General features: G+C 69.5%; 26 protein-coding genes. 8 read left to right on the top strand and 18 right to left on the bottom strand.

Annotation, left to right across the window (positions count from 1 at the left end; all coding sequences use genetic code 11):
- Positions 1-30: 30 nt before the first annotated feature.
- Entirely contained in the window at positions 31-252 is a 222-nt protein-coding gene (locus Pph01_RS42975) for a hypothetical protein (RefSeq protein ID WP_239117140.1), read from the bottom strand.
- On the opposite strand from Pph01_RS42975, the gene Pph01_RS30725 reads away from it, so the two are divergent.
- Positions 169-774, top strand: coding sequence for an ISAs1 family transposase (locus Pph01_RS30725; protein ID WP_308441930.1), 606 nt, complete (start codon positions 169-171; stop codon positions 772-774). The two genes, Pph01_RS42975 and Pph01_RS30725, sit on opposite strands and share 84 nt — an antisense overlap.
- Here the strand turns inward: Pph01_RS30725 and Pph01_RS30720 are convergent.
- From Pph01_RS30720 to Pph01_RS30710, 3 genes are all read right to left on the bottom strand, one after another.
- A complete protein-coding gene (locus tag Pph01_RS30720; RefSeq protein WP_204076671.1) occupies positions 658-1,503 on the bottom strand; it encodes a class I SAM-dependent methyltransferase in 846 nt (281 codons plus the stop codon). The two genes, Pph01_RS30725 and Pph01_RS30720, sit on opposite strands and share 117 nt — an antisense overlap.
- A 389-nt stretch (positions 1,504-1,892) precedes the next feature.
- Positions 1,893-2,498 (bottom strand): peptidase inhibitor family I36 protein, encoded by a 606-nt coding sequence (locus Pph01_RS30715; protein WP_204076670.1) that lies wholly within the window; start codon positions 2,496-2,498, stop codon positions 1,893-1,895.
- Between the two features lie 89 nt (positions 2,499-2,587).
- Positions 2,588-3,205, bottom strand: a complete 618-nt coding sequence (locus Pph01_RS30710) for a peptidase inhibitor family I36 protein (protein ID WP_204076669.1) — start codon at positions 3,203-3,205, stop codon at positions 2,588-2,590.
- A 411-nt stretch (positions 3,206-3,616) separates the two neighbouring features.
- On the opposite strand from Pph01_RS30710, the gene Pph01_RS30705 reads away from it, so the two are divergent.
- Positions 3,617-3,964, top strand: coding sequence for a VOC family protein (locus Pph01_RS30705; RefSeq protein WP_204076668.1), 348 nt, complete (start codon positions 3,617-3,619; stop codon positions 3,962-3,964).
- Positions 3,965-3,995: 31 nt separating this feature from the next.
- Here the strand turns inward: Pph01_RS30705 and murD are convergent, their stop codons facing one another.
- Entirely contained in the window at positions 3,996-5,432 is a 1,437-nt protein-coding gene (gene murD, locus Pph01_RS30700) for a UDP-N-acetylmuramoyl-L-alanine--D-glutamate ligase (protein ID WP_204076667.1), read from the bottom strand.
- A gap of 426 nt (positions 5,433-5,858) precedes the next feature.
- Here murD and Pph01_RS30695 point away from each other — a divergent pair, with 426 nt between their 5' ends.
- From Pph01_RS30695 to Pph01_RS30685, 3 genes are all read left to right on the top strand, one after another.
- Positions 5,859-6,986, top strand: coding sequence for a branched-chain amino acid aminotransferase (locus Pph01_RS30695; protein ID WP_204076666.1), 1,128 nt, complete (start codon positions 5,859-5,861; stop codon positions 6,984-6,986).
- Between the two features lie 71 nt (positions 6,987-7,057).
- Positions 7,058-8,491, top strand: a complete 1,434-nt coding sequence (murC, locus tag Pph01_RS30690; protein WP_204076665.1) for a UDP-N-acetylmuramate--L-alanine ligase — start codon at positions 7,058-7,060, stop codon at positions 8,489-8,491.
- The gene (locus tag Pph01_RS30685) at positions 8,485-9,576 is read left to right on the top strand and encodes a serine hydrolase domain-containing protein (protein ID WP_204076664.1); all 1,092 of its coding nucleotides are present in this window, start codon (positions 8,485-8,487) and stop codon (positions 9,574-9,576) included. Before murC ends, Pph01_RS30685 begins: the two co-directional genes overlap by 7 nt.
- Positions 9,577-9,638: 62 nt before the next feature.
- Here Pph01_RS30685 and Pph01_RS30680 read toward each other — a convergent pair whose 3' ends face one another.
- The 7 genes from Pph01_RS30680 to Pph01_RS30650 form a co-directional block, all read right to left on the bottom strand.
- Entirely contained in the window at positions 9,639-10,277 is a 639-nt protein-coding gene (locus Pph01_RS30680; RefSeq protein ID WP_204076663.1) for a nitroreductase family protein, read from the bottom strand.
- 110 nt (positions 10,278-10,387) lie between these two features.
- A complete protein-coding gene (locus Pph01_RS30675) occupies positions 10,388-11,377 on the bottom strand; it encodes a CE1 family esterase (RefSeq protein WP_204076662.1) in 990 nt (329 codons plus the stop codon).
- Between the two features lie 58 nt (positions 11,378-11,435).
- Complete coding sequence (locus Pph01_RS30670; protein WP_204076661.1) at positions 11,436-12,203, bottom strand: amino acid ABC transporter ATP-binding protein; 768 nt, start codon at positions 12,201-12,203, stop codon at positions 11,436-11,438.
- Positions 12,204-12,207: 4 nt separating this feature from the next.
- Positions 12,208-12,978: an amino acid ABC transporter permease gene (locus Pph01_RS30665; protein ID WP_204076660.1), complete on the bottom strand. Its 771-nt coding sequence runs from the start codon at positions 12,976-12,978 to the stop codon at positions 12,208-12,210.
- A 10-nt stretch (positions 12,979-12,988) separates the two neighbouring features.
- Positions 12,989-13,894 carry a substrate-binding periplasmic protein gene (locus tag Pph01_RS30660; protein WP_204076659.1) on the bottom strand — a complete coding sequence of 302 codons (906 nt, stop codon included), beginning with the start codon at positions 13,892-13,894 and terminating at the stop codon, positions 12,989-12,991.
- Positions 13,895-13,948: 54 nt separating this feature from the next.
- A complete protein-coding gene (locus Pph01_RS30655) occupies positions 13,949-14,731 on the bottom strand; it encodes a creatininase family protein (protein ID WP_204076658.1) in 783 nt (260 codons plus the stop codon).
- 133 nt (positions 14,732-14,864) lie between these two features.
- Positions 14,865-15,563 carry a FadR/GntR family transcriptional regulator gene (locus Pph01_RS30650; protein ID WP_239117139.1) on the bottom strand — a complete coding sequence of 233 codons (699 nt, stop codon included), beginning with the start codon at positions 15,561-15,563 and terminating at the stop codon, positions 14,865-14,867.
- A gap of 285 nt (positions 15,564-15,848) precedes the next feature.
- Here Pph01_RS30650 and Pph01_RS43755 point away from each other — a divergent pair, with 285 nt between their 5' ends.
- Positions 15,849-15,932 (top strand): putative leader peptide, encoded by an 84-nt coding sequence (locus Pph01_RS43755; protein WP_373315694.1) that lies wholly within the window; start codon positions 15,849-15,851, stop codon positions 15,930-15,932.
- A 96-nt stretch (positions 15,933-16,028) separates the two neighbouring features.
- Positions 16,029-17,312 (top strand): dicarboxylate/amino acid:cation symporter, encoded by a 1,284-nt coding sequence (locus tag Pph01_RS30645; protein ID WP_204076657.1) that lies wholly within the window; start codon positions 16,029-16,031, stop codon positions 17,310-17,312.
- 50 nt (positions 17,313-17,362) lie between these two features.
- On the opposite strand, the gene Pph01_RS43450 is transcribed toward Pph01_RS30645, so the two are convergent.
- On the bottom strand, positions 17,363-19,927 hold the full coding sequence (locus Pph01_RS43450) for an ATP-binding protein (RefSeq protein ID WP_204076656.1): 2,565 nt from the start codon (positions 19,925-19,927) through the stop codon (positions 17,363-17,365).
- Between the two features lie 151 nt (positions 19,928-20,078).
- On the opposite strand from Pph01_RS43450, the gene Pph01_RS30635 reads away from it, so the two are divergent.
- The gene (locus tag Pph01_RS30635; protein ID WP_204076655.1) at positions 20,079-21,251 is read left to right on the top strand and encodes an MFS transporter; all 1,173 of its coding nucleotides are present in this window, start codon (positions 20,079-20,081) and stop codon (positions 21,249-21,251) included.
- Between the two features lie 19 nt (positions 21,252-21,270).
- On the opposite strand, the gene Pph01_RS30630 is transcribed toward Pph01_RS30635, so the two are convergent.
- From Pph01_RS30630 to Pph01_RS30610, 5 genes are all read right to left on the bottom strand, one after another.
- The gene (locus tag Pph01_RS30630; protein WP_204076654.1) at positions 21,271-22,404 is read right to left on the bottom strand and encodes an FAD-dependent oxidoreductase; all 1,134 of its coding nucleotides are present in this window, start codon (positions 22,402-22,404) and stop codon (positions 21,271-21,273) included.
- A gap of 39 nt (positions 22,405-22,443) precedes the next feature.
- Positions 22,444-23,433 (bottom strand): class A beta-lactamase, encoded by a 990-nt coding sequence (bla, locus tag Pph01_RS30625; protein WP_204076653.1) that lies wholly within the window; start codon positions 23,431-23,433, stop codon positions 22,444-22,446.
- A gap of 188 nt (positions 23,434-23,621) precedes the next feature.
- A complete protein-coding gene (locus tag Pph01_RS30620) occupies positions 23,622-24,350 on the bottom strand; it encodes a CPBP family intramembrane glutamic endopeptidase (RefSeq protein ID WP_204076652.1) in 729 nt (242 codons plus the stop codon).
- A gap of 375 nt (positions 24,351-24,725) precedes the next feature.
- Positions 24,726-25,775: a C40 family peptidase gene (locus tag Pph01_RS30615; protein ID WP_204076651.1), complete on the bottom strand. Its 1,050-nt coding sequence runs from the start codon at positions 25,773-25,775 to the stop codon at positions 24,726-24,728.
- A gap of 112 nt (positions 25,776-25,887) precedes the next feature.
- Positions 25,888-26,049 carry a hypothetical protein gene (locus Pph01_RS30610; protein WP_204076650.1) on the bottom strand — a complete coding sequence of 54 codons (162 nt, stop codon included), beginning with the start codon at positions 26,047-26,049 and terminating at the stop codon, positions 25,888-25,890.
- Between the last annotated feature and the right edge of the window lie 314 nt (positions 26,050-26,363).

Below are 26,363 nucleotides of genomic sequence, written 5' to 3'. Positions count from 1 at the left end.
GGTGGACGGCAAGGCGGTGCGGGGCACCCGTCACGCCAGCGCCGACGGCCAGCCGGTGCACCTGCTGGCCGCCCTCGACCAGCGCTGTGGTGTTGTGCTCGGCCAGGTCCGGGTGGACGGCAAGACCAACGAGATCACCCGGTTCGCGCCGCTGCTCGAGCCGCTGGACTGGCCGGGTGCGTCATCACCGCCGACGCCCTGCACACCCAGCGCGAGCACGCCGAGTTCCTTGTCACCGGCAGGAGGGCCCATTACATCCTGGTGGTCAAGAAGAACCAGCCGGGCCTGTACGCCCAGGTCAAGAACCTGCCCTGGCGGCACATCCCGGTCGCCTCCCGCCAGCACAACCGGGGCCATGGCCGCCAGGAGCACCGCACCCTCAAGGCCGCGGCCGTCGCCGCCGGGCTCGCCTTCCCGCACGCCGCACAGGCCATCTGCCTCACCCGCCAGATCCGGCCGCTGGACGGCGGGAGGTGGCGGACCGTCACCGTCTACGCCATCACCAGCCTGGACGCCCACCAGGCAACCCCCGCCCAGCTCGCCGCCTGGATCCGCGGCCACTGGCAGATCGAGGCCCTGCACCACCTCCGCGACGTCAGCTACGGCGAAGACGCCTCCCAGATCCGCACCGGCAGCGGACCCCAGGCCTGCGCTCGCTCAGGTGACCCGCGCGGCCACCAGGGTCTCGAAGGTATAGGGCCGCAGGCCATCGGTACGGCCGGCGAAGTACCGCTGCTGGAGGTCTGCACGTGCGGGGTGGTCCACGACCTTTAGCCCGCACCGGCTGATCAGCCTCTCGATCTCGGATACCGGCCAGCCAGGCTGAAGAGGCTCGCCTGCAGAAGCCGCGATCGGCGTGTAGATACGGGCGAATTCCGTCCCCGCGTCGTCGAGCGCACAGTCCTCGGCCCGGTAGGAGAACACCACCTCAGACCCGGGAGCAGCCGCCGCGATCGTGCGCAACGTCGACTCGATCGCCTGTGCCGTCAGATAGGGGGCGACGCCCGTCCAGCAGAACATCGCCGGCTGCGCCCAGTCGAACCCAGCCAGGCCCAGAACATCCTGAACCGGTCCGGCCTCGAAATCAACCGGCACGAATACCTGCGAGTCGCTGAGCGGCAGGCCGAGCTCCCTGACCCGCTCGAGCTTCCAGGCCTGGGAGGCAGGGTGATCAACCTCGAACACCGTCAGCGAGCCGAGCAGATCCGGCCGCCGCCACGCAAACGAGTCAAGCCCCGCGCCAAGAATCACGTACTGCGTGAAGGCACCAGCAGCCAGCCGGTCCTCGGCGTACCGGCTGCGGGTGCAGACAGCCGCACGGGACTCGCTGCGGACCGGGCCGGGGAACAGCGGATCGAACTGGTCTCGCAGCTGCTGCCATACCGGGCCGACAAGCACCAGGGCCAGCACATCGTCCAGTACCCACGGCGACGCCGTCTCCAGGCGAAACAATCCACGCGACACGGCCGCAAACATCGCCGTCCTGCTCGGCGCGCTTTCCATGCATTCCTCCTCGCCGGCCAGAACCCAGCATGCTGGCCACGCCCGGCCACTCCGCGCACTTCACAGGATGCGCCTGAAGCGCCCTGACGGCCATAGCCAGATCGCCTGGCAGCCACGATCTGCTCGCCATCGGGATCCTCCAAAACGGCCAGGCACGCCAGCATCACAGCCGCCTGCACGCCACCACGCCCGGGACGCCACCAGGACCCCCGAGACCCTCCGACTCGACCCGGCATGAATAAAACGGACATAACGCGACTATGCCGAGGCCTTGACCAAGGGCCCACCGCCAAAATCGCTCTCCTAAGACGCTTGAAGCCCCGGGGACTGAATTCCCCGGGGGCTTCGCAAGCTCGACCAGCTAGACCTTTGGTACGTACGCAGTGAGTTCAGCAGTTGCGGAACACGACATCCGCCCTATCGTTGTAGGCGGACCCGACATAAGAGATCGCCCCAGGGTTGTAGTTGGTGAAGAGGAACAAGGGGCCGTCCCAGTATTCGACCGAATTGGCAGTGCTGTTGTCGGCCGAGGATATGCGGTTAGCCCAGCCATATTGTCCGAGGTCCTGCCCACCACAGTCCGAAAGCTTGCCTCGCGGGTAGCCGAAATTAATGTTCTCGTAGAAGCAGAACCAGCCGGACGGGCAGTCGGCGACGCCGAGCGCGCGCTGCCCGGGCAGAGCGTACGTCACTACGAACTTGCCGTTGTCATACGAAACCTCGTTGAGGCTTGTCTGCTTGCCCCCAGGGGCGATCTTCATCTGAAGTGCGATCTGCTCGCGTAACTCTGCATCCGAGCGGGCCTGCCGGTTAAGCAGGGACAGCTCGCCCGTTGAGCTGGTCGATGCCGATGACGTGGCTACCGGGGCAGGAGAAGGAGCTGCCGATGCCGCCGTTGCCGCTGTGGCCGGTGCCGTGAACGCGACCGCCGATGCAACAGTGAGTGCGATACCCGCCGACAGGCCGATACGCGCGACTTGCTTATCGAGCTTCATTTGCAAAGCGCCCCTTCCGCAAAGTGATCCGCGTCTTGTCTGCGCGAATTCTGGTCGAGAGCTAGACCTTTGGTATGTGCGCAGTGAGTTCAGCAGTTGCGGTGCACGATATCCGCCCTATCGTTGTAGTCGTTCCCGACATAAGAGATTGCCCCAGGGTTGAAGTTGGTGAAGAGGTACAAGGTTCCGAAGCTTGTAGCTTCCCAGTATTCGACCGAGTTGGTAGTGCTGTTGTCGGCCGAGGATATGCGGTTAGCCCAGCCATATTGTCCGAGGTCCTGCGTGCCGCAGTCCGAAAGCTTGCCTCGCGGGTAGCCGAAGTTGATGTTCTCGTAGAAGCAGAACCAGCCGGACGGGCAGTCGGCGACGCCGAGGGCGCGCTGCCCGGGCAGAGCGTACGTCACTACGAACTTGCCGTTGTCATACGAAACCTCGTTGGGGCTCGTCTGTTTGCCCCCTGGGGCGATCTCCATCTGAAGTGCGATCTGCTCGCGCAACTCTGCATCCGAACGGGCCTGCCGGTTCAGCAGGGACGGACTGTCCGTTGAGCTGGTCGATGCCGATGAGGTGGCTGCCGGGGCAGGAGAAGAGGATGTCGATGCCGCCGTTGCCGCTGTGGCCGGTGCCGTGAACGCGACCGCCGATGCAACGGTGAGTGCCATACCCGCCAACAGGCCGATACGCGCGACTTGCTTGCCGAGCTTCATTTGCAAGGCGTCCCTTCCGTAAAGCGATCCGCGTCTTTCTCTGCGCGAATTCTGGTCGAGGGTACCATTTGAACACTTTGAATGTGATAGTGATATGCATGACGCATTTGACCGCATTCGGTCATAGAAGTCATGTTTCAAGTTAGCCGAAAAGGGGCAACGGCTGGCGGGGCTCAGTGAGTCTTTTTCACCCTGCTTCTCGGGATTGAAGGACGTGGGATGGCTTTGACCAGTTGACCTGCTCGTTGGGGCAGCAGCGGAGCTTCCGCAGGAGACGCCAGCCCTTCAACTGCGCATTGGCACGTTCACTTGGCGTGGGCGGAGTTGGCGACCTTCTGCCCGAGTGGCTTACCTCGCCCCTTCGCCCCATGGCCGCGCGCCGCATCGCCCGGTGGAGGGAGGATGAGCCACATGAGCATCCGCCGGGTCGTGCCCGATATCAGCAGCGAGGCGATCGACGAGAGCCGGGAGTTCTACGAACTGCTCGGTTTCGAGGAGGTCATGAACTCAGGCTGGGTGGTGACCATGGCGTCGCCGGACAATCCGACGGCGCAGGTCACGCTCATGGGCCCCGATGCCTCGGCAGCCGTGCAGCCCGATCTCAGCGTCGAGGTGTCGGACGTGGACGCCGTGCACGCGGCCATGGTGGCGGCCGGCGCCGAGATCGTCCATCCGCTCCAGGACGAGAGCTGGGGCGTCCGCCGCTTCTTCGTCCGAGATCCCAATGGACGTGTCGTCAACGTGCTCAGCCACCGCTGACGGGCGAAGATCCACGCCCGCCCTCCTGGCATCACCCGGCGGGCGAGCCAGGTCGGCTGGGCCGTTCGGCCCGGGCAGGCAGGGCCAGCACGGCTCGGGCGAACGCGTCCCCTCGTTCGCCGTAGCCGGTGAACATGTCCAGCGAAGCGGCGGCCGGAGCCAGCAGTACGGTGTCCCCCGCGATGGCGAGGCGGGCGGCTTCAGTGACGACGCGCTCCATGGCCCCGCTGTCTCGGTCAGCCACCTCGACGACGGGGACATTCGGGGCATATCTGGCCAGAGCCTCACGAATGAGCGCGCGATCCACCCCGAGCAACACCACACCGCGCAGCCGTGACGCGGCCTGGCGGACCAGATCGTCCACCTCGGCTCCCTTGAGCTGTCCCCCGGCGATCCACACGACCGAACGGCGGGCGGCCAGCGAGGCCGCTGCGGCGTGCGGGTTCGTGGCCTTGGAGTCGTCCACGTAGTCGACTCCGGCGACGCTCGCCACATGTGCGATCCGATGCGGGTCGGGAACGTGGCCGGCCAGGCCCCGCCGTACCGCGGCGGCCGGGATCCCGTGTGCGCGGGCCAGCGCGGCGGCGGCCAGCGCGTTGGACACATTGTGCGGGGCGGGCGACCGAATGTCGGCCAGGGTGGCGAGTTCCTCCGCCTCGTGCGCCGAGCCGGCCACGAACGCCCAGTCCACCAGCGCGCCGTCCACCACCCCGAGCTGCCCTGGACGCGGGGACCGCAAGGTGAAGCCCACCCTCCGGGCTCCGGAGCTCGCCACCGCGAGCCGTACCGGCCAGGGGTCGTCGGCGTTGAAGACGAACACCGGGGCGCGAGCGAAAACGCGCCCCTTGGCCTGCGCGTACGCGTCCATCGAACCGTGCCAGTCCAGATGGTCGGGCGCCACGTTGAGCACCGCCGCGGCCTGCGGCGCCAGGCTGGACGACCAGTGCAGCTGGAAACTGGACAGCTCCACCGCGAGCACGTCGTACGGGCCGTCGACGGCCTCGATCACAGGCGTGCCGACGTTGCCGACGGCAAGCGCCTTGCGGCCCGCCGCGGTGAGCATGGCGGTCAGCATGCGGACCGTCGTGGTCTTTCCGTTGGTGCCGGTCAGCGCCAGCCAAGGCGCGGCGTCGCCGGGGCGCAACCGCCAGGCCAGCTCGACCTCGCCGATCACTTCGATGCCGGCCGCGGCCGCGGCGGCGAGCACCGGGTGGTCGGGTCGCCAGCCCGGTGAGGTGACCACCAGCGACACGCCTTCCGGCAGGCGAGGGGGCCCGAACCGGACCCGTACGCCGAACCCTGCCAGCTTCGTGGCGGCGGCGCGTTGTGCCTCGCCGTCGCGCGACTCCAGCACGATCACCTCGCACCCGTCCTCGGCCAGACGGCGTGCGGCGGCCCGCCCGGAGATCCCGAGACCGGCTACGCAAACCAGGCCGGCCGTTCCACCGCCGGCAAGGACCCCCTGCATGTCGCTCCGTTCACTTCTTGATCGATTCGGACTCCCGGCGACCGGCGCACCTCGCCACTGCGCCACCCGGGGCACGCCAGCTTAGGGGCCATGTCAGAGGTCCCGTTCCGCCGGAACAGCGCGCGGCGACGACCGGCTCCGACCGGAAAGCGCGAGCGTGGCGGCGGTTTCCCTCCCGAGGAGCCGCCCGAGGTGATACGTCGCCGATACACGATGAAGCGGACATCGATGCCCTATTCAGGCAGGGCTGATGGCTGCCTTGCCGACAGTGGCTGTGTGCGCGAAACCGCGTACCGGTCACCTGGAGAGCAGCCGGAATTCCACCCCCAGCCGCTCCGCCCGTCGCCCCGCGTCGGAGCCGGGGCAACGTGCCGCGGACGCCGCTCCCGCCGACCGTCACCGCACACCGTAAGGATGCCGCCTCGCATGACCCTGCCCGTGATCGAGCTCAAGCCGGACTCTCGTCCGATTCCCGCGGAGCAGCGGGAGGAGGTCCTCGCGAGTCCCGGCTTCGGCCACCACTTCACGGACCACATGGTGACGATCACGTGGACGGAGGACGCCGGCTGGCACTTCGCGCGGCTCGTTCCCTACGGGCCGCTCCCGATCGATCCCGCGAACCTGACGCTGCACTACTCCCAGACCGTCTTCGAAGGACTGAAGGTCTTCCGGGGGCCCGACGGCAATCTGGGGGCCTTCCGGCCGGAGGAGAACGCCAGACGGTTCCAGGCGTCCGCCCGCCGCATGGCCATGCCCGAACTGCCGGAGAAGACCTTCCTCGCGGCCTGCGAAGCGCTCGTCGCGCAGGATCGGGCGTGGGTGCCCTCGCGCCCCGGGCATTCCCTCTACCTGCGGCCCTTCATGTTCGCCACCGAATCCGGGCTGGGGGTCAGGGCCGCGCGGGAGTTCCTCTTCGTCGTGATCGCCTCACCGACGGACGGCTACTTCGCCGGCGAAGTGCGGCCGGTGTCGGTCTGGGTGGCCGAGGAGTACGTACGGGCCGCCCCCGGCGGCACCGGGGCCGCCAAGACGGGCGCCAACTACGCCGCCTCTCTCATGGGGCAGGCCCAGGCCGCCGCGCAAGGCTGCGACCAGGTGGTCTGGCTGGACGCCCTGGAACGGCGCTGGGTGGAGGAGATGGGCGCGATGAACCTGTTCTTCGTCTACGGGGAACGGATCGTCACTCCCGAGCTGACCGGCTCCCTGCTGCCGGGCATCACCCGCGCCTCGCTCCTGACCCTCGCCCGCGACCTCGGCTACAAGGCGGAGGAGGCTCGGGTCTCCCTCCAGGACTGGCGGCGCGACAGCGCGGACGGTTCGCTCACCGAGGTGTTCGCCTGCGGCACGGCGGCGGGCGTCGTCCCCGTCGGGTCGGTGAAGACCGCTCTCGCCCAGTGGACGGTCGGCGACGGGCGACCCGGCGAGGTGACCATGCGCCTGCGCGAGACGCTGCGGCAGATCCAGTCGGGCGCGGCGGCCGACCCCCATGGATGGATGCGCGAAATGGCCGGGGCGGATCACACGGCCCCAGGCCGCCAGGCCGCCCGCTCCTGACACGCCAAACCACGAAACCGCAGGCCCACCTCCGCCCAACCACGAATCCCCTTCCTTCCAGGAGACTCCCCATGTCACCCAGCGTTCCCGCCCTTCCTCACAACCTGCGGCGGCCGCACTTCATCGGCATCGGCGGCGCCGGCATGTCGGGCGTCGCGAAGATGCTCACCCGACGCGGCGCCCGAGTGACGGGCAGCGACGCGTACGAGTCCGGCTCCACCGAGGCCTTGCGCGGCCTCGGCGTCACCGTGCGGGCCGGGCACGACGCCGCGAACCTCCCGCCGGACGCGTCCTGCGTGGTCGTCTCAAGCGCCATCCCCGCCGGCAACCCCGAACTGGCCCTGGCCGCGGAGCTCGGCGTTCCCGTCGTACACCGATCCCAGGCCCTGGCCGCGTTGATGGAAGGCCACCGGACGATCGCGATCGCCGGCACCCACGGCAAGACGACCACCACGTCGATGCTGGCGGTGGCGCTCACCGTGATGGGCGTCGATCCGTCCTACGCCATCGGCGCCGATCTCGACGTACCCGGCTCGAATGCCCATCAGGGCACGGGCGAGGCATTCGTCGCCGAGGCCGACGAGAGCGACCGCAGCTTCCAGATCTACACGCCCGAGGTCGGCGTCGTGCTCAACGTGGAGTTCGAGCACCACGCGAACTACGCCTCGCTGGAGGAGATCTACGAGTCCTTCGAGGCCTTCGCCGGCCGGATCACCCCGACCGGGTCACTGGTGATCTCCGCAGACCACGAAGGCGCCCGGGAACTGACCCGGCGGCTCGCCGGTCGCGGCGGCCCGCGGACCCTGACGTACGGTTGCTCCCCCGAGGCCGACGTCCGCATCCTCGACATCGCCCCGCAGGGCATGACCAGCCGGGTCACCGTGCTGATCGGCGGCGAACGGCTCACGTTCACGGTCTCGGTGCCCGGCCGCCATTACGCCCACGACGCGGTCGCCGCGCTGGCCGCCGGGCACGCCTTCGGCCTGCCAGTTCACGAACTCGCCCCGGCGCTCGCCTCCTACACCGGTGCCAAGCGCCGTCTGGAACTGAAGGGCGAGGTCGCCGGCGTCCGGGTCATCGACACCTACGCCCACCATCCGACCGAGATGGCGGCCGATCTGGAGGCGCTGCGCGAAACCATGCGCGGGTCACGCCTGCTCGTCGTCTACCAGCCCCACTTGTTCTCCCGCACCCTGCACCTGGGCGCCGCCATGGGCGAGGTGCTGGCCCTGGCCGACGCCTCGGTGGTCCTCGACATCTATCCGGCTCGAGAGCGGCCCATCCCCGGAGTCAGCAGCGCTCTGGTCGTCGACGCCGCCAAGGCGGCAGGGGCCGACGTGACCCCGGTGCACGATATGGCGGCGGCTCCCGCCGTCATCGCCGAGATGGCCCGGCCCCACGACGTCGTCGTCACGATGGGCGGTGGCGACGTCACGATCCTGGGCCCGAAGATCCTCGCCGAGCTGAGCCGGACCGGCGCCGACGACGGGCGCCTGTCATGGTGACCAGGACCGGGAACCTGCCGCTGGGCGCTTCCAGGACGTCCAGGCCGTACGACGTCGACCCCATCAGGCGGCTGCTGGAGGAAGGGGTCCGCCGCAGGACCTGTCCCGGTGCCGTGTGGGCCGTCGGTGACGCCGACGGCATGTACGACTTCGGGGCGGTGGGCGTGCCGGACCCCGCCGTCCCCGATGTGCCCATGCGGCTCGACACCGTCTTCGACGTCGCCAGCCTCACCAAGATCCTCGTCACCTGGTCGTCGATCGGCGCCCTGTGGGAGACGGACCGGCTCGACATCGATGCCCCACTCGGCGATTTCTGGCCCGAAGTGACGGGCCACCCGGTGGGCGGCCTCACCGCTCGCCGGCTGCTGACCCACACCGCCGGCCTCCCCCTGCGGGCTCAGCTCAGGCACCTCTACGGCATCGACCGCGAGGACATCCGTGCGGGTGTGCTGCGCGAAGCGCTCCGTCGTCCACCCGGCCAGGCCGTCGAGTACACCGACCGGGCCGCCATCATCCTCGGTTTCCTCGCCGAACACCTCACCGGCGTACGGCTCGACGAGCTCGCCAGCGTCCAGACCTGGCGGCCGCTCGGCTTGACCACCACCGGCTACGGCCCGCTGGCCCCCGAGAGGCGGTTCCGGTGCGCCCCGACCGAGGCCGACCCGGATACCGGCCTCCACATCAAAGGGTCCGTGCACGACTTCTCGGCCCGGCTGCTGGGCCCCTCGTGCGGCAGCGCAGGCGTCTTCTCCACCGCGGAGGACCTGGGCGTCTTCCTCCGGCATGTGCTCGGCGGCGCGACGGGCGCCGCCCGGCCGGGATTCGGATCGGCCTGGACGTCGCTGTCCCTGCGGGTCCAGACCGGTGACCTGCGACCCGTACGGGGACTGTTCTGGCAGCTCGCCCCCGGCACCGGCCCCGCCGAGGACACCTGGGTCCACTACGGCTTCACCGGCGTCGGCATGTGGGTCAACCCCCGGCTCAGCCGCTGGGCCGTCCTGCTGACGAACAAGGTGTACTACACCCGCGACAAACAACCCCTCACCGAGGTCCGCAACGGTTTCCGCAGACTCGTCTTCGGCTGACTCCACTCCTCGGGCTCATCGGCCCGCCGTCACGCGGCCGCGCCGGAAGGGGATCTACGGTTTCACCAGGTGTCCCAGTGGATCACCTGGTCGGGGTTCGGCCGGCCGGCCGGGCGGAAGTCGGTCCCGTTGGTGTACGCGAGCGGCGTCAGCACCGCCTGTGCGACGGTGTCGTACGGGATGCCGAGGATCTCCGCGACGTCCCGCTCGCGGGCCACGTGCATCGACGTCCACGATGTGCCGAGCCCCCGCGCCCTGGCCGCCAGCATGAAACTCCACATCCCCGGCAGGATGTTGCCCAGCCCCGCGCCGGCCGAGGCCCGATCCGCGCCCTCGTTGCAGCCGATGACCAGCACGGGAGCCTCACCCATGTGCTCGCCCAGATAGTCGGCCGAACTCGCCACCCTGCCCTGGATCCGGTCACGCTCGGCATCGCCGGTCAGCCTGCCCGCGTAGCCGGGCGAAGCCTTGTACATGGCGTACACCTGCCGGTACACCTCACCGATCGCGCGCCGCTTCTCCTCATCGCGGACCACCACGAACCGCATCGTCACCACGTTCGACCCGGACGGCGCCTGCAACGCCATCGCGACGCACTCCCGCACCAGGTCGTCGGGAACGGGACGCGTGAAGTCGAGACGCTTGCGGACCGCACGCGTGGTGGAAAGCAGTTGGTCAGAGGTGAGATCAAGCAAGGTCATGCCGACGAGTCTATTGACCGGCGTCGAGCACCCACCCGGCGGACCACGAGAGCGCAGGCGGTGGCGGTTGAGCGGCCGGGGCACGGCCACTGTGCCCCGGCCGCGGACACTCAGTGCAGCGGGTGGGCCTTGAAGAAGTCCCACATCACCGCGGTGGCGGAGATGGTCTTGGTGACGTGCCCGGGGCCGCTGTCGGCCAGTTCGCCGGGCCAGGTGTGGCCGCCGCCCTCGATGCGGTAGTGAATGACCGTCGAGTGGGCCCGGCAGCCCGTCCACTGGAAGGCGGTGATGTCGTCCTTGGCGACGATCGTCTGCGGGGTTCCGTCGCAGCCGTCGCGCTCGGCCCACGCGGCGGTCCAGTCGAACACCGGGGGGAGGCCGTCTTCGGGCTCACCCAGGTAGTCGACGATCGAGTCGGCGGTGCCGTGGAAGTCCAGGATCGGCACGGCCCGCCGCGGTGCGCAGTTCTGCTCCCCGGCCTGGTAGAAGGCTCCCGAGACCGGTGCGGCTGCCGCGATCCTGCGGGACAGGCGGCAGGCCAGGACGCCGGCGAAGCCTGCGCCGTTGGACTTCCCCGTGACGAAGACGCGGGCCGGGTCGACGCAGAGGGTGCCCTGCAGCTCGTTGAGCAGGTCACTGACGAACAGCACGTCGTCGGCGCCCGAGGCGTACGGAGCCCCCTGCCACGCGGTGTGGCCGCCCTCGCCGATCAGGCCCAGCGGGTAGACGGCGATCGCGTCGAGCGCCGAGATGCCGGAGAAGCCCTCGATCTGCTCACTGCTGCCTTTGCGCCCGTGGAACGCCATGACCAGTGGCGTCTTCTTCCCGGGCCGGTAGCTCGCGGGAAGGTGCAGAACGTAGGAGCGCGTCACACCACCGGAGACGATGGTGCGCTGCTCCGAGACGCCGGGTTCCGCGGTGGGGGGCCGCCGGCAGCCCCGGGTCGGGACCCGGTGGTCGACGACCCCGGACTGATGAGCGCGTGGGCCGGCCTGCCGTACCGGCTCGGCCGACGCGGGCGTCACGGCGGCCGCGGTGAGTCCGACGACGAGCGCGGCCGACGCCGCGACGCGCAGGAGTTTGGGGGTGAATGTGCGCATGCTGAACCAGCCTTCTGCCGAAGGTTTGCGGGTTGGGGGGTGTGGAGCGCGGCGGGTGTCAGGTGACCGCGCTCAGGAACGCCTGAAGTCGCGGGCTTTCCGGCGCGCCGAAGAACTTGTCCGGTGCGGCCCTCTCGATCAGCCTGCCGTGGTCGAGGAAGACGACCTGTCCGGCGGCCTCCTGCGCGAAGCGCATCTCGTGCGTCACCACGATCATCGTCATTCCCTGTCCGGCCAGGTCGCGCATGATGGACAGCACGCCTTTGACCAGCTCGGGGTCGAGCGCGGACGTCGCTTCGTCGAACAGCATCACCTCCGGTTCCATCGCCAGGGCGCGGGCGATGGCCACACGTTGTTGCTGGCCTCCCGACAGTTGCGCCGGCCGCCGGTGCTCCAGGCCGGCCAGCCCCACCGACGCCAGGTGCGCGCGTGCCCGCTCCGCCGCCTCCTCCGCCGGCAGCTTGCGTACGCGCCGGAGTGCGAGCGTGATGTTGTCCAGCGCGGTGCGGTAGGGGAACAGGTTGAAGGTCTGGAAGACCATGCCGATCCGCGCGCGGACGGCGTCGATGTCCGCCGACCCGTCGGTCACGTCGGTGTCGCCGAGCAGCACCCTGCCCTCGTCGGGTTCCTCGAGCCGGTTGGTGCAGCGCAGCAGGGTCGACTTGCCGGAGCCCGAGGGTCCCACGATGCACGTGGTCTGACCGCCCGGGACCTCCAGGCAGATGTCGTGGAGGACCTGGGTCCGCCCGAAGCTCTTGTTCACGTGGTCGAAGGTGACCGGGGTGCCGCGGGTCGTGGGGGCCTGCGATGTGGTCTGTGTCGTCATGGGGTCATCCAGTGCCTTGATGGGCGAGTGCCCGGTCCATGTCGGTCGCGGTGTCGGTCGGAGCGTCCTTCCGCCCGTCCCTGAGCCGCCGTTCCCAGGCGTTGACCGCGTAGGTCATCGGCACCGTGATCGCCAGGAAGAGGAGGCCCGCCGCCACGAGCGGCGACAGCGACGCGTTGACGATCGCCGTGTCCTGCGCGATCGCGAACATCTCCCGCTGGTCGGCCGTCAGGCCGAGGAGGTAGACCAGCGCGGTGCCCTTGATGACGAGGATGAACTGCCCGGTCAGAGGCGGCAGAACGCGACGGGCTCCGGTCGGGAAGACCACGAACCGCAGCGTCTCCAGGTGGGACAGGCCGAGGCTGCGGGACGCCTCTATCTGCCCCCTCTCCACGCTCTGGAATCCCGCCCTGAAGATCTCGGCCATGTAGGCGCCTTCGAGCAGTCCGATCGCCAGCGCGGCATATCCGTAGGTGCTCTCACCGAACAGCGTGATGCCGGCGAGCGGCAGCCCCTGGCCGACCAGGTAGACGGTGAGGATGTGCGGCAGGCCGCGCAGGACGTCGACGTATGCCCGGCACGGCAGGCGGACCGCCACCTTGGACGACATCAGCCCGGCCGCGATCACGACGACGACGCCGACGCCGATCACGCTGGCGAGCACCGCCAGGAGCAGCGTGTTGAGGAGGCCGACTCGCAGCAGGGCCGGCAGGGTCTGCCCGATGAGGTCGAGGTTGAAGAACGTCTCCCACACGCGCTGAAGCCCGTCGAACATCGCGGTCCTCCTACGAGCTCGCGGAAGGCGCCGTGGACGACGAGGCCCCGGCGGGAGCGGTCGTCGGCATGCCCGGATGCTCGGTGACGAGTTCCTCGGGTATCTGCGCGTCCGCCGGGTTCCACTTGTAGAACAGCCGGGCGTACGTGCCGTCCTCGATCATGCCGGCGAGGTTCTTGTTCACCGCGTCGAGGAGCTTCTGCTTGTCCTTGGCCACCGGGAACGCGGTCTTGCCCGACGTGATCACCTCGGAGGCGGTGAAGTCGTCATGTTGTGCGAGCAGCTCGCGCACGGTGGCCGTGCCGGAGAACAGCCCGTCCACCTGACCCGCGGTCAGGGCGTTCGCGCTCGCCGCGATGTTCGGGAACTCCTTGATGACCACCGTGGGAGCGGTCTTCTGCAGCAACGGGATGAGCGCGCTCCCGCGGGTGATGGCGACCGTCTTGCCTCCCGAGTCTTTGATGGTCGCCAGCGGGGACTTCTTGAGGGAGATCAGCTGCGCCTCGCCGTAGGAGACCGCGGCGGTGAAGTTCGTGACGGCCTCCCGTTCCGGTGTGACCAGGACACCGAACGCCGCGGTGTCGTACCGGTGGTTGCGAACGCTCGGGAGCAGGCTCGCGAAGTCGCTGGAGACGTATGTCGCCTTCAGGCCCATGCGCTTGGCGATCTCGTCCATGAGTTCGACGTACATGCCGGTGGCCTTGCCGTCCTGCAGGAACGACGCGGGCTTGTCGTCGGTGCGGAAGGCGACGGACAGGATGCCCGGCTTGATCAGCCCCAGATCTGCGCCGTTCTTCGTGGCGGCGCCGGTGGCGTCGGCGCCGCCGCAGGCCGTGCCGGTCAGCCCGACCGCCAGGGCGATCGTGGCCAGCCGCAAGGAGGTCCGACGTCTGTCGCGTACGGATGCGGGGGGCATGGTGGCTCCTTGATGTGTCGAACGGAGGGTTTCTGCGTTAGAACAGGCCGATGCTCAGAGGGATCGGGGGCCGGCGGCCGAGCCGGCATCCGGCAGCGGAAGGGCGATGAACTGCTCCAGGAACGAGGTGAGCCGGTCGAGGGCGGCCGACACCTGCCGCTCGCCGAACTCGGCGCTGGCCGCGGTGGCGTCGCCCAGCGCGCCGTTCGGGTCGAGGCGGTGGTAGGGCTGGGGGAAGTGGATCGCGGGATGCATCCGGCTGAGCCGTCCCGCCGCGTCGAGGTCCGCGCGCCGATCCGTGCCCCGGACCAGGCTCTCCTTACGCACCAGCTCGGGCGCCAGGTAGAGGGCCTGCGAGGTCTCCACCTCACACGAATGACCGCGCAGCTCGCTGACCCCCTCCTGACTGATGACGTCCGGCACCAGGGCGGAGATGCCGCTGGAGGCCAGGTGCATGTCAGGGAAGTCGGTGCGGATGCGAATCGAGACGACGTCGACGACCGCGTTGTTGCCGCCGTGTCCGTTCAGCAGGAACACCTTGCGCCAGCCGTGCCGGTACAGGCTGTGCACCATCTCGTAGACGACCTGCTGCAACGTCTGCGGGGTCAGCGTGATCGTGCCGGGAAAGCCCATGTGGTGCTCGGACAGGCCGACGGTCGTCTCCGGTGCGATCACCGCGCGCGGCGCCATTCGTTCGGCGACCAGCTTGGCCAGCTCGACAGCGCGGACCGTGTCCGTCTGCAGGGCCATGCCACGGCCGTGTTGCTCGCATGAACCGAGCGGCACGATCACCAGCGGCGCCGCCTCACGGGCGGCTTCCACCTCGGGCCAGGTCATCTCGGCGAGAAGGTAACCGCTCCCCCGAGTGCGACTCCGCTGCTGCGGCCCTACCCCTTGCAATGTGGTTCTCCAGTCTTCTCGATACAGCCGGATGCGCCCGCGAGCACAGAAGCCGGGGCGCGGCCCGATGTCAGGACAGGCGCGAGGCGACCGCGTTGCGGATTTCCGTCAGGTGCGCGCGGGTCAGGTCACCGGCTCGTTCCGCGTCCTGCTCCGCCACCGCCTCGAAGATGGCGACGTGCTGGTCGTAGTCGGCTCGGTGGTCGTACATCTGCCGCACCTCCCGCTGCTCCCGCCTGCGTACGGCGAGCAGCGAGTCGATCACCTCGTAGATGACGGTGTTGCCCGACGCCGCGGCGAGCTCGCGGTGGAAGTTCAACCGCGCGTCGGGCCGGTCGGCGTCGCGCGGTTCCAGCGCCGTCGCGAGCGCCGCGCGAAGCCGGTCGAGGTTGTCCGACGTGCGGTGCAGCGCCGCCCGCATGGCGATGGTGGGCTCGATCATCAACCGGGCCTCGACGAGCTGCAGGGTCGCCTCGGTGGTGATCCCGGTCGTGTGGGGGTTGGCGAGGACCATCCGGGAAACGCCGGCACCCACGTAGACACCCGAGCCGTGCCGCAGTTCGACGGCTCCGGTCGCCTGCAGGCCTCGGAGCGCCTCCCTGATGGTCGGAGCCGTGACCGAGAACCGCTTCGCCAGCTCCCGGACCGTGGGAAGCCCGTCGCCGTAGCCCAGGTTCTCGTGCCTGATGATCTCCAGGATCTGGGTCATCAACCCGTCGGTGAGGCTCGGCCTCATCGACGGGGAGACAGGGGCGTCGTACTCCGCCATGCTTCCGCCATCCGTTTCGGACTCGTAACGACCAAGTGAACTAGTCAATTGGTGACTTTGGCAGTGGGACAACCTTCTGTCAACGCTGCGAAACCCGAAATTTCACGAAGTGGATTCCGCCCAGGTGCAGCGGCCGTACACAGCGCGTAACCGGCCGCCTGGTTACGGCCGCCCACTTCCGGCTGGCCGGAACATCCATGCACTCCCGGTCGGGAACCTCTTGATCGGAAGGTAAAACACTCTTACAGTCGGAGTAATGCTCCTTCACACCCGTTAGCTGGTCCCGTGAGGCTTACCGTCCTGTCCGTGTGGCTCGTCGCGCGGCTGCACATCGATCTCTGTCGTCTGGCCGGCTCTCTCTGTCGCTGATCGCGCTCTGACCAGCGCTCGATCGCCATCACCCTCACTCACTCCCCTTTTCGCATGCCCTATCAGGCATGCCGTCTTTCGGAGCCTTCGTCAATCATGAAGAGATTCTCTTTCTCCCTGCAGTTGCTGCTGGGCCTGGTCGTGGGCGTGGCCCTCGGCTTCGCCGCCCGCGTCTGGGACCTCGCCTGGCTGGCCACCACCCTCACCGAAGTCGGAAAAATCTTCGTCCAGCTGCTCAAGCTGGCAGTGCCGCCGCTGGTGTTCACCGCCGTGGTGGTCAGCGTCGCCAACCTCCGCAACGTCAACGGCGCGGCCAGACTGGCGGGCAAGACGCTGTTCTGGTTCCTCACCACCGCGCTGATCGCCGTCATCGTCGGCATCGGGCTCGGCCTGATCATCAACCCCGGCCAGGGCGTCACCCTGGACACGGCGGGCGCGAAGGCGCCCGAGAGTGTCGGCACCTGGGTCGACTTCCTCACCGGCATCATCCCGACGAACATCGTCACGGCGTTCACCGAGCTCAACGTCCTCCAGATCGTCTTCCTGGGAATCGTGCTCGGCGCCGCGGCCATGGCGATCGGCGAGAAGGCCGAGCCGTTCCTCGGCTTCAGCCGCTCGATCCTCGAACTGGTCCAGAAGGCGCTGTGGTGGGTCATCCGCCTGGCCCCCATCGGGACCGCCGGCCTCATCGGCAAGTCCGTCGCCACGTACGGATGGGACCTGCTCGCACCGCTGGCCAAGTTCAGCCTCGGCGTCTACGTCGGCTGCTTCATCATCCTGCTGGCCGTCTACCCGGCGCTGCTCGCGCTCGTCGGCAAGGTCAACCCGATCACGTTCTTCCGCAACGCGTGGCCCGCGATCGAGCTGGCCTTCGTCTCCCGCTCCTCGGTCGGCACGTTGCCGGTGACGCAGAAGGTCACGATCGAGCGTCTGGGCGTCGACCGCGACTACGCCTCCTTCGCCGTGCCGTTCGGCGCGACCACCAAGATGGACGGCTGCGCCTCGATCTACCCGGCGCTGGCGGCGATCTTCGTGGCTCAGGTGTTCGACGTCCCGCTGGGGATCGGCGAATACGTGCTCATCGCGTTCGTCTCCGTGGTCGGCTCGGCCGCGACGGCCGGTCTGACCGGCGCGATCGTGATGCTCACGCTGACGCTGAGCACTCTGGGGCTGCCGCTCGAGGGCGTCGGCCTGCTGCTGGCCATCGACCCGATCCTCGACATGATCCGCACCGCGACCAACGTCGCCGGGCAGATCGTGGTGCCGGTCCTCGTCGCCCGCAGCGAGGGCCGTCTCGACGAGACGGTGCTCAACGCTCCCCCGCAACCGCTCGAGAGCGCTCCGGCGCCGCGCCCATCGGGCGAACCGGCGATCGCGTGACGCTCACATCCTGATGAGAAGGCGGTGTGGCCCGCGCCGGCCACACCGCCTCAGAGCAGGCCGTGGTGACGGGCGATCGCGGCGGCGTGGACCCGGTTGGAGGCGCCGAGCTTGGCCATGATGTTGGAGACGTGGACGCCCGAGGTCCGGGGCGAGATGAACAGCCTGTCGGCGATCTGACGGTTGCTGAGACCTTCGGCGACCAGGGTGAGCACCTCCAGCTCACGAGGCGACAACACCGGAGCGGGATCGAGGACGATCCGGGCGGTCGCGGCGACGGCGGCGACCTGGCCGGCGAGCGGAAGGGCACCGAGCGAGCCGGCGATCGAGGCGGCCTCGCGCAGCCTCTCCTGGGCCGTCGCATGGTCCCCCGCGTGTACGGCGTGGCCGCCCGCGCGTAGCAGCACCGACCCGAGGGCATGGGGCTGGCCGACCTGCCGCCACAGGGCGATCGCCTCGTCCCAGGCGCCCTCGCCGCATTCCGCGAGGTACGTCGCTCGGTGAGCCCACTGGAGGCGCCCGATGGCGGGAAGGCTCTCGAGGGGCAGGCCGGGGACGATCCCGGCCTGGGCGGCGGCGGCCAGGAGAGGCCAGGCGTAGCGGCGGCTGCGGGTCAGGTCGTGCGTTTCCAGCACGTGGCCGAGGAGGCGGCGCAGGCGGTCGACGTCTCCGCCGAGCTGAGCGAGACGGCAGGCGAGCAGGTCGGGCTCCAGGCAGGAGTCCTCTCCACGCGACCGGCCGCGTGTCAGTGGACGAACCAGGCGCAAGATCTCCTCGGCGTCCGACGTGTCGCCTCTCCAGGCCGCGACCGTGCCGTCCACTATGAGCAGCCACGCGCGGTAGATGGGCGGCGGGTCCAGGGCGAGGGCGGCGGCGACGACCTGTCTGGCCTCATCCCACCGGCCCAGGGACGCCAAAGGCTCGGCGAGGTTGGCCGCGATCAGCGTGCCGAGCGACCTGGCCCGCCCGGCGCCGCGTGCGTGCGTCATGCCGCGCCTGGCGACGACCTCGGCTCTGCTGTGTTCCCCCGCCGCCTCCAGGGCGTCCGCTTCGGCGGCGAGCGCGCTGAGCAGCGTGTCGTCGTCACCGGCCGCCGCCTGGGCCCGTGCGTACAGGGCCGTGGCGCTTTCCATATCTCCATCGGCGGCGGCCAGCGAGGCCAGGGTGATCACGGAGCCGGTGTCGCCCTGCGCGACCGCCCGGGTGGCGTGCGCATGCGCCTCCGCATACTGGCCGTTCCAGGCGAGGGTGGCGGCGAGGGCTCCGGTGAGCCGCGGGGAGTCCGGCGCCAGCCGTACGGCTTCGCGCAGGTCGTCCAGGCCGTCCTCGCCGAGTTGGTCGCGCACGGTGACCCGCAGTGTCAGCAGGCGGGCGACCCGTGCCGGGTCGGCCTCCGGATCGACCTCCCGGATGGCGGCGGTGGCCAGTTCCTCCGCGCGATCGGCCGCCCCGGCGTGGAGGGCGTTCTCGGCCGCCAGTTCCAGGACACGCGCGTGGTCGACGTCCTGCATGGCCGTTTCGTCCCACAGGTCGAGCACCCGCTCGTACTTCCCCGCCTGCCATGCCGTCTCCATGGCACGCCTTCGGTCTCCCGCGGCGTGCCAATGGTCGCTCGCCTGATCCGGGCGCTCCGCCAGCGCGGCGGCGCACCGGGCGTGCAGCCGTGCCCGCTCGCCCAGCGGCACGTCGTCGTACACCGCATCGCGAATCAGCACGTGCCGGAAGGCGTAGCCCTCTGTCTCGACCCGCAGGAACCTGCCGCGCACCAGTGGCCGCAGGGCGTCGTCGAGGGCCAGGTCGTCGAGGCCTGTCATGTCCCGCAACGGGATGTGCTCCATCGCGAGCCCGGCGACGGCGACGGCGCGCAACACCGCGAGGCTCTCGGGCTCCAACCGTTCGACGCCGGCGAGGAGCAGGTCGCGCAACGCGCCCGGGGTGGCCGTGCCCACATCGGCGAGCGCCTCCACGAACAGCGGGTTTCCTTCGCTGCGCCGCAGAATTCGTGCGACCTCCGGCGAATCGGGCGGGCGACCCAGCATCCGTGCCACGTCCTCCCGGCCAAGGGCGGGTGGCGTGAGCAATTCGACGGTGTCCAACCGCAGCAGCGGCCACAGGCCCTGCGTGTCCCTGGTCGTTCCGATCACCAGCACGCCGGGCCGGGTCAAATTGCGCAGCAGGAAGACCAGCAGGTCACGAGCGGGCACATCGGCCCAGTGCAGGTCCTCGACGAGGACGATGACCTCGCCCCTTCCGGCGACGCCTTCGAGGAGCAGCAGCACCTCCTCGAACAGACGGGCACGGTCCGGTTCGTGCTGCGGCCCCAGCTCGGGCAGCAGCCGCGCCAGCGCCGTACGCCCGTTCCCGGGAAGCAGGTCGACCGCCTGCCGTACGCCCAGATGGCGCACCACGCGGCGCAGCACGCTCACGAGCGGACCGTACGGCGGGCCGCCCGGATCGGCCGCGCCCCGAAACACCGGGGAGCTCCCGCCTGCGACGAACTCCTCCACCAGCCGCGACTTGCCGATCCCCGCCTCGCCGGCCACCACCACCGCCTGCGGACTGCGAGACCGCGCGGCCGCCAGCGCCGCCAGCTCCGCCTCCCGCCCCACGAACATGCGCCCCATCGTAGGAGGGACGCATGACGGGCCCCGCGATCACGGGCCGCGAGGCGTCACCTGCGGGTGGCCCGCGAGAAGAGGGCAATGAAGAGGCGGCTAAGTATCCTGCCCGATGTCCGGCGGCTCGCCCCTTGTGAAGCTTGGGGACGTGCTCACACGTTCCCTGTACCTGTCCATGGCGTCCGTCGCGGGCGGCTCGACCGGCTTCTACCTGCTCGTGTCCACGGTGCCGCAGTATGTGGCCGCCGGCGGCGCCGGAGGCCAGGGCGCCGGCCTGGCGACCGGCACGCTCATGTTGTCCACCGTCGCCATGGAACTGGCCGTGCCGTACCTGCTGTCCAAGTACGGGTACCGCACGGTGACCTGGCTCGGCCTGCTGCTGCTCGGCGCGCCCGCGTTCGCGCTTCCCCTCTCCTCCGGCCTGCCTCTGGTCCTCGCCGTGTGCCTGCTGCGCGGTGCCGGCCTGGGGATCCTCGTGGTGGTCGGCACCGCGCTGGCCGCCGACCTGTCGCTCCCCGAGGACCGCAGCCGGGCGCTCGGCGCGTACGGCGTGGCCGTCGGAATCCCGTCGATCATCGGGCTCCCGCTGGGCCTCTGGGCCTCCGGCGGCCTCGACTATGCGCCGGTGTTCCTCATCGCCGGCGTGATCCCTCTGCTCAGCATGCTGGGGCTGGTGGCCGTGCCGGTCACCAGGCCGCCGCTGACCCGGGTCGAACGGTCCCGGGTCGAACGGTCCCGTCCCGGCGGCCTGGCCACGCCCGCCATGATCTTCGGGGCGGTCGCGCTGGCCGCGGGGGTCGTCGTGACCTTTCTGCCGTTGACCGGCCACGCCGGGAACGCGTCGCTCGCGCTGCTCGCGCAGTCGGCCACGACCCCGCTCGCCCGCTGGTGGGCCGGCCGCGCGGCCTCCCGCTACCGGCCACGCCGGCTGTTGCTGCCGGCTCTGCTCGCCTCCGCGCTCGGAATCTTCCTGCTTGTCCCGTTCGACGGCCTGATCCCGACGGTGGCCGGCATGATCTTGTTCGGCACCGGGTTCGGCATCGCGCAGAACGTGACGCTGACGGTGATGTTCGAACGGGTCCCGCGCGAGCGGTTCGGCTGGGCGAGCATGTTGTGGAATCTGGCCTTCGACGGCGGCATGGGCATCGGTGCGACCGGCTTCGGCCTGCTCACCGAAAGGACCGGTTATCCGCTCGGGTTCGCGGCAGTCGCAGTCCTTCTCCTTCTCACGATTCCCGTCGCCCGACGCGACCTTCGGCCGGCCGCCCCCGACTCCACGGACCGCGCCGACGACTCGGACCTCATCAAGATCGACGGCTGAACGCGGCGGCGCAGCGCGGTCAGAGGGATCGCGCAGCCGGCGCGTTGAGGCGGTTGCTGAAGCGCGCGAGCATGGCGGTCTGGGTCGTTTCGGGTAACAGCCGGCCGAGCATCGGTGGGATGCGCCAGTTGGCGGGGTTGCGCCTGGCCAGCCGGGAAACCAGAGATATGTGCGGGTAGCGCGCCTTCTCGTAGGCGCGCAGCCGTACCGCCGGATCGTCGCCGTCCCTGGCGAGCTCGCGCCCGAGCACCCACGCGTCCTCGAGGGTCTGGTTGGCGCCCTGCCCCAGTGTGGGCGGCATGGTGTGGGCGGCGTCGCCGAGCAGGGTGATTCGCCCCTCCCCCCACATCCGGCGGACCTTGTTCCAGTGGTGCCCGAAGAAGTCGAGGTCGTCCTCCGACGCGCCGGCGAGCACCTCGGGGACGGGCGAACCCCAGTGCCCGAAGCGACGCCGCAACTCGGCCAGCGGTGAAGTCGGCCGCGGTTCGGTGGGTGACCAGCGCACGTCGAACCACCACTGCAGCATGCCGTCCCCGGCGGGGAAGAGCCCACACGCACCCTCCCTCCCCGTGATCATGATGTGGCGGTGCGTGTCAGTGATGTCGATGTCGATCGGGCTGAGGCCCTGCCATGTGCCGAAGGTGGCCGGCTGCACGACGCCGTCTCCCCACAGTTGGCGCCGTACGGCCGAGTGGTGGCCGTCGGCCCCGATGAGCAGGTCTCCTGTGGCCGTCGTTCCGTCGCCGAAGGTCGCCGTTACCCGGCCCTCGTCCTGGGTCACGCTCTGACAGCTCATGCCGTACCGGACGAGGCCGTCAGGCAGCCCGTCCGCCAGGCGTTCCTGAAGGTGCCGACGCGGGATCGCCTTGGTCGGGAAGCCGTAGCGGCCGGCCGCGTGGGCGATGTCCATGCTGGTGCGCAGCCTGCCGTCCGCGGTCAGCGCGTCGATCCTGTCGATGCGGGTGCCGACGCCGTCCAGGCCGACACCGAGATCGTTCAGTACGGCGGTGCCGTTGCTCCAGATGAGCACCGCCTTCCCGCTCACCCGGGGAGCGGGTGCCTGCTCGTACACCCGCACCCGATGACCGGCGGCCAGCAGCCCGCGTGCGACGGCCAGGCCGCCCACCCCGGCGCCTATGACGAGCACGTCCATGGCATCTCCAAGTCGGAGTGTCGCGCATCCGGTCGCGTCCTAATCGGCCCGGCCGAGCCCGGTGGCGAGGATGGCGGCGGTCTTGGCGACGACCTTGTCGTCACTGGCGCCGTCCGCGGCCCGGCGGTTGGTGAGGATCACCATGACCACCGGTGCGCCGGACGGCGGCCGGACGACCGCGATGTCGTTCGTGGTGCCGTAGGTCGGGCCGGTCCCGGTCTTGTCGCCGACGGTCCAGTCTTCGGGCAGCCCGGCCCGGATGCGCGCGTCCCCGGTCTCGGCATCGTCCATCCAGCCGATCAGGCGGGTCCGGTCGGCGGGCTCGAGCGCGTCGCCCAGGGTGAGCGCCCGCAGGTCGCGTGCATAGGCGGCCGGGGAGGTGGTGTCGCGTTTCTCACCGGGCTTCCAGACGTTGAGCTCGGTCTCCCAGCGGTCGAGCCGGCTCACCGAGTCGCCGAGCGTGCGGTAGAACGCGGTGAGCCCGGCCGGTCCGCCGATCTGCTTGAGCAGCAGGTTGCCCGCGGTGTTGTCGCTCATGGTGATCGCCGCGTCGCACAGTTCGGCAACGGTCATGCCCGTGGTCACGTGTTTCCCGGTGACAGGCGAGTAGTCCTTGAGGTCGCGGCTGGTGTAGCGGACAACCCGGTCCATCAGCCCAGGATCGGACTGCCGCGCCTTCCGCAGCACCGCGGCGGAGACCATCGCCTTGAACGTCGACAGCGTCGGGAACAACTCGCCGGCCCGGTGGCTCAGGGCGCGGCCCGTCCCCGTGTCGATCGCGTACGCGCCGATGCGTCCGTGGTGCTGTTGTTCGAGGCGGCGGAGCCGCCGGTCGACCTCCGCCTGGGACGAGTTCGCCTGGGCGGCCGGGTCCGGGGACGTCGCCGGCGTGTGAGTGGGTGCTGGGGCGCTCTGGGGGGCCGCGTTCTTGGCGGTCGTGGCCTCACCGCAGCCGGCGAGGCCGATGAGGGCGGACAGGGCGAGCCCAGTGGCGCCGAGCGCGGTCCGAAACCGTGATGAGTCCTTCATGACGAGCAATGCCGAACGCCGCCTCGGCTGGCCGGCCGGTCACTCCGTCTGCTGAGATCGTCCACGGTGCTCCACATGCGTCCACGACAGTCCAGGGGCGTTGTCACTCAGGCTACTGGCCTGGCGGAGCCGTGATCATCCGATGGGTAAGCACATCAGATTGGGCGCTGCGTGCGGCGTGTACGTGCTCAGCGCAGGATCAGCACCGCGATCGTCCCGATGACTGCGTTGGCGGTCACGTGCACCACGTACGAGATCAGGATGCCGCCACTACGCAGGCGCATGATGCCCAGGACGAAACCCCAGGCACCTGCCATGATCATCCCGATGACACCGGACGGGAATCCCGCGAAATGCGCGGCTCCGAACAACACCGCTTGCAGCACCACTGCCGCCTTGGCGCCCCAGACCGAGGCGAGTTCGGTCAGCAGGACTCCCCGGAAGAGCAACTCCTCCCACACTGGATTGACCAGGGCGAACGCCACCACGCCCAGAATCGCGAGCCCGAGCGGGAGGCGTTGCAACTCCCGCAGGTACTCGGCCGGCACAGGACGCACTGTGAGTGCCCACGCCGTGAGTGCCGCTGCGCTGAGCACCACGGTGGCCAGGGCCAGCCAGGGGGCCTCCGGCGTCAATGATCCACGCGTCAGCCACGGCGCCGTCGACCTCAGGGCGGCGTGACGACCGGCGAGCAGCAGGCATCCCAAGGGGAGCACGCAGACCAGGATCGTGGTGGCCGCGGGAGGCCACTCGCCGAGAATCCCCACCGCGAAACAGCCGAAGAGCGGGCAGATGAACACCGCCGCGCGGACTGCCGGCGCCGACCGCAGGACGCAGGCCCCGGCGCTCAGCAAGGCTGCGACCACACCGACGATCGCCGTCCGCGCAGGCGCCTCCGGGTCGATCGGCAAAATCACGCATGTTCCCAGAGCGACGATGCACACACCTGCGAGCACTGCGCGAATGGAGGAAGAGAAGCTTCTCCCGGCGGCAGGCGAGGACGACGCGGAGTCCTCAAGCTCGGGGGTCACCACATGACTCCGGTCAACTTGCCGGGCGGCGGCGCAGACAGATCACCCTGTCATCATGCCGAAAACGCCTCTCCCTGGAACCGGTTAGGCGACCTCATGTGCGGTGTCGGCGGCCGGCAGGCCCGTACCGATGGCCCAGAACTGCAGGCCGGGCCATCGGAACGATCCCGAGGAGTCTCTCCTTGTAGCGGTCCCCCGGCCTCTCCGTCGACGGAAAGGCACGGCCGCGCCCACGGCGACGCTGACGTGGGCGCGAAACCGTCAGTGGCCTGCGGTGAGGTACCGAACCGCGCCCCAGTAGTCGGTGTTGAACCGCACCGGGGTGATACGGACCGGTGTCGCGGCGTCGTACGCCTCGATCATCTGCTGGTCCCCGATGTACATGGCCACGTGGTAGATCGAGCCGGTGCCGTTGTTGCGGGCGTAGAAGATCAGGTCACCGGGCTGCAGGTCGGCCCGGTCCACCTTGGTGGCACCGCCGAAGGTGGCCTGGGGGCCGGAGTCGCGCGGGATGGCGATGCCGTTGGCCTCGTACACGGTGGAGGTGAAGCCGGAGCAGTCGAAGCCGAACCCGGCCCGGCCGGCCCACAGGTAGGGCACGTCGATGAACTTCTTCGCGAAGTTCACCAGATCCGTGCCGGTCGGGTATGGAATGTCTGATTCCGACTTGTACACAGTGACGTCGGCGGCGGCAAGCCACTTCGTGCCGTCCGGGGTGTAGACGAGGACGGAGTCGCCGACGCGTGCGAGCTCGGGCAGCCGGGTGTTCACACTGATCTTCAGGGCCTTGGACCGCCGCCCGAGATCGTTGTAGAGCCACGCGGTCGGGGCCTGGTTCACCAGCGCGAAGGGGCGGTGCGCGGCCACAGCGGCGAACCCGGGGTCGCTGGTGAGCTGCGCCTTGGGCACCCAGCCCGGGTAGCCCAGCGAGTTCTTCGGCGTGGCCTGGCCCGGCACCGCGACCTCGGCCCAGTCGCCCTGCTCGGCGAGCACGTAGACGGGGTGGCCGTAGAGGACCTGCGTCTGGGTCAGGTTGCCGCTCGTCAGGCCCCGCTTGTCGTCCACCGTCATGCCGGCGAGCCACTTCTCGGGGTCCACCGGGTTGGTCAGCGCGGGTGCGTCAATGGGACGCGGGCTGTTCGGCTTGGTCCAGACAGTCGCCACGGACACGTCCACATATGCGATGGGGGGGGTCGCGGGTGTGGGCTGGGCGGCACCGGCGGCCGGCGCGAACGCGGCCGTGGCGACGACCGTCGCGGCCGCGACCGCTACCGCGGCGAGCCTGCCGCCGAAGCGGAGCTTGCGGATCATGGAGTTCCTTTCAACGCGGCGGAAGGGATTTGCTGCGGCACCGCGGGCGAGCCCGGCGATGCCGAGTCCAGGAGGGGCGTCGGCCGCGCGCAGGCGATCATCACGTATCCGATCAGGCGGCACCACCGAGCGCAGGCCGGGAAGGCCGTGTCGGCCGTCGGGAGATTTCGATTCCGGCGAGGCCGACCACGGCGTTGATCACCGCTGAGACGACCGCCCACAGCCACTGCGGCACCCCCGGCACGATCGCCGGCGCGCCCTCACCGCTGACCACGCACCCTCCCCGGATTCCGAACGGGTGCCGCCATCTTGATCACTAGAAGGTCCAAAAAACAAGACCTTTCACCAATTTCGGTCAGTCTCTAACACTAGAACCCTGAGGGAACACACAGTGACGAAGCGGACACATAATCCAGGACCAGGGGCTGAGAGGGCCCAGGCGAGAACGGGATCGCCCACCGGCGGCAGTCGGCCGGAAAGCACTGAGGGCGAGCACATGTGTGCTCGCCCTCAGCCAGGCCGCCTCGTGTGTCAGACCGCCCAGGAGCCGATCCGCAGCGGCTTCATGCCGGTGTCGGTGATGGTCAC

Origin of the sequence: Planotetraspora phitsanulokensis (assembly GCF_016863295.1) — a bacterium.
Classification (GTDB): Bacteria; Actinomycetota; Actinomycetes; order Streptosporangiales; family Streptosporangiaceae; genus Planotetraspora; species Planotetraspora phitsanulokensis.
The sequence above is the reverse complement of the archived record's forward strand: the minus strand, read 5'-3'. Positions and strand labels throughout refer to the sequence as shown.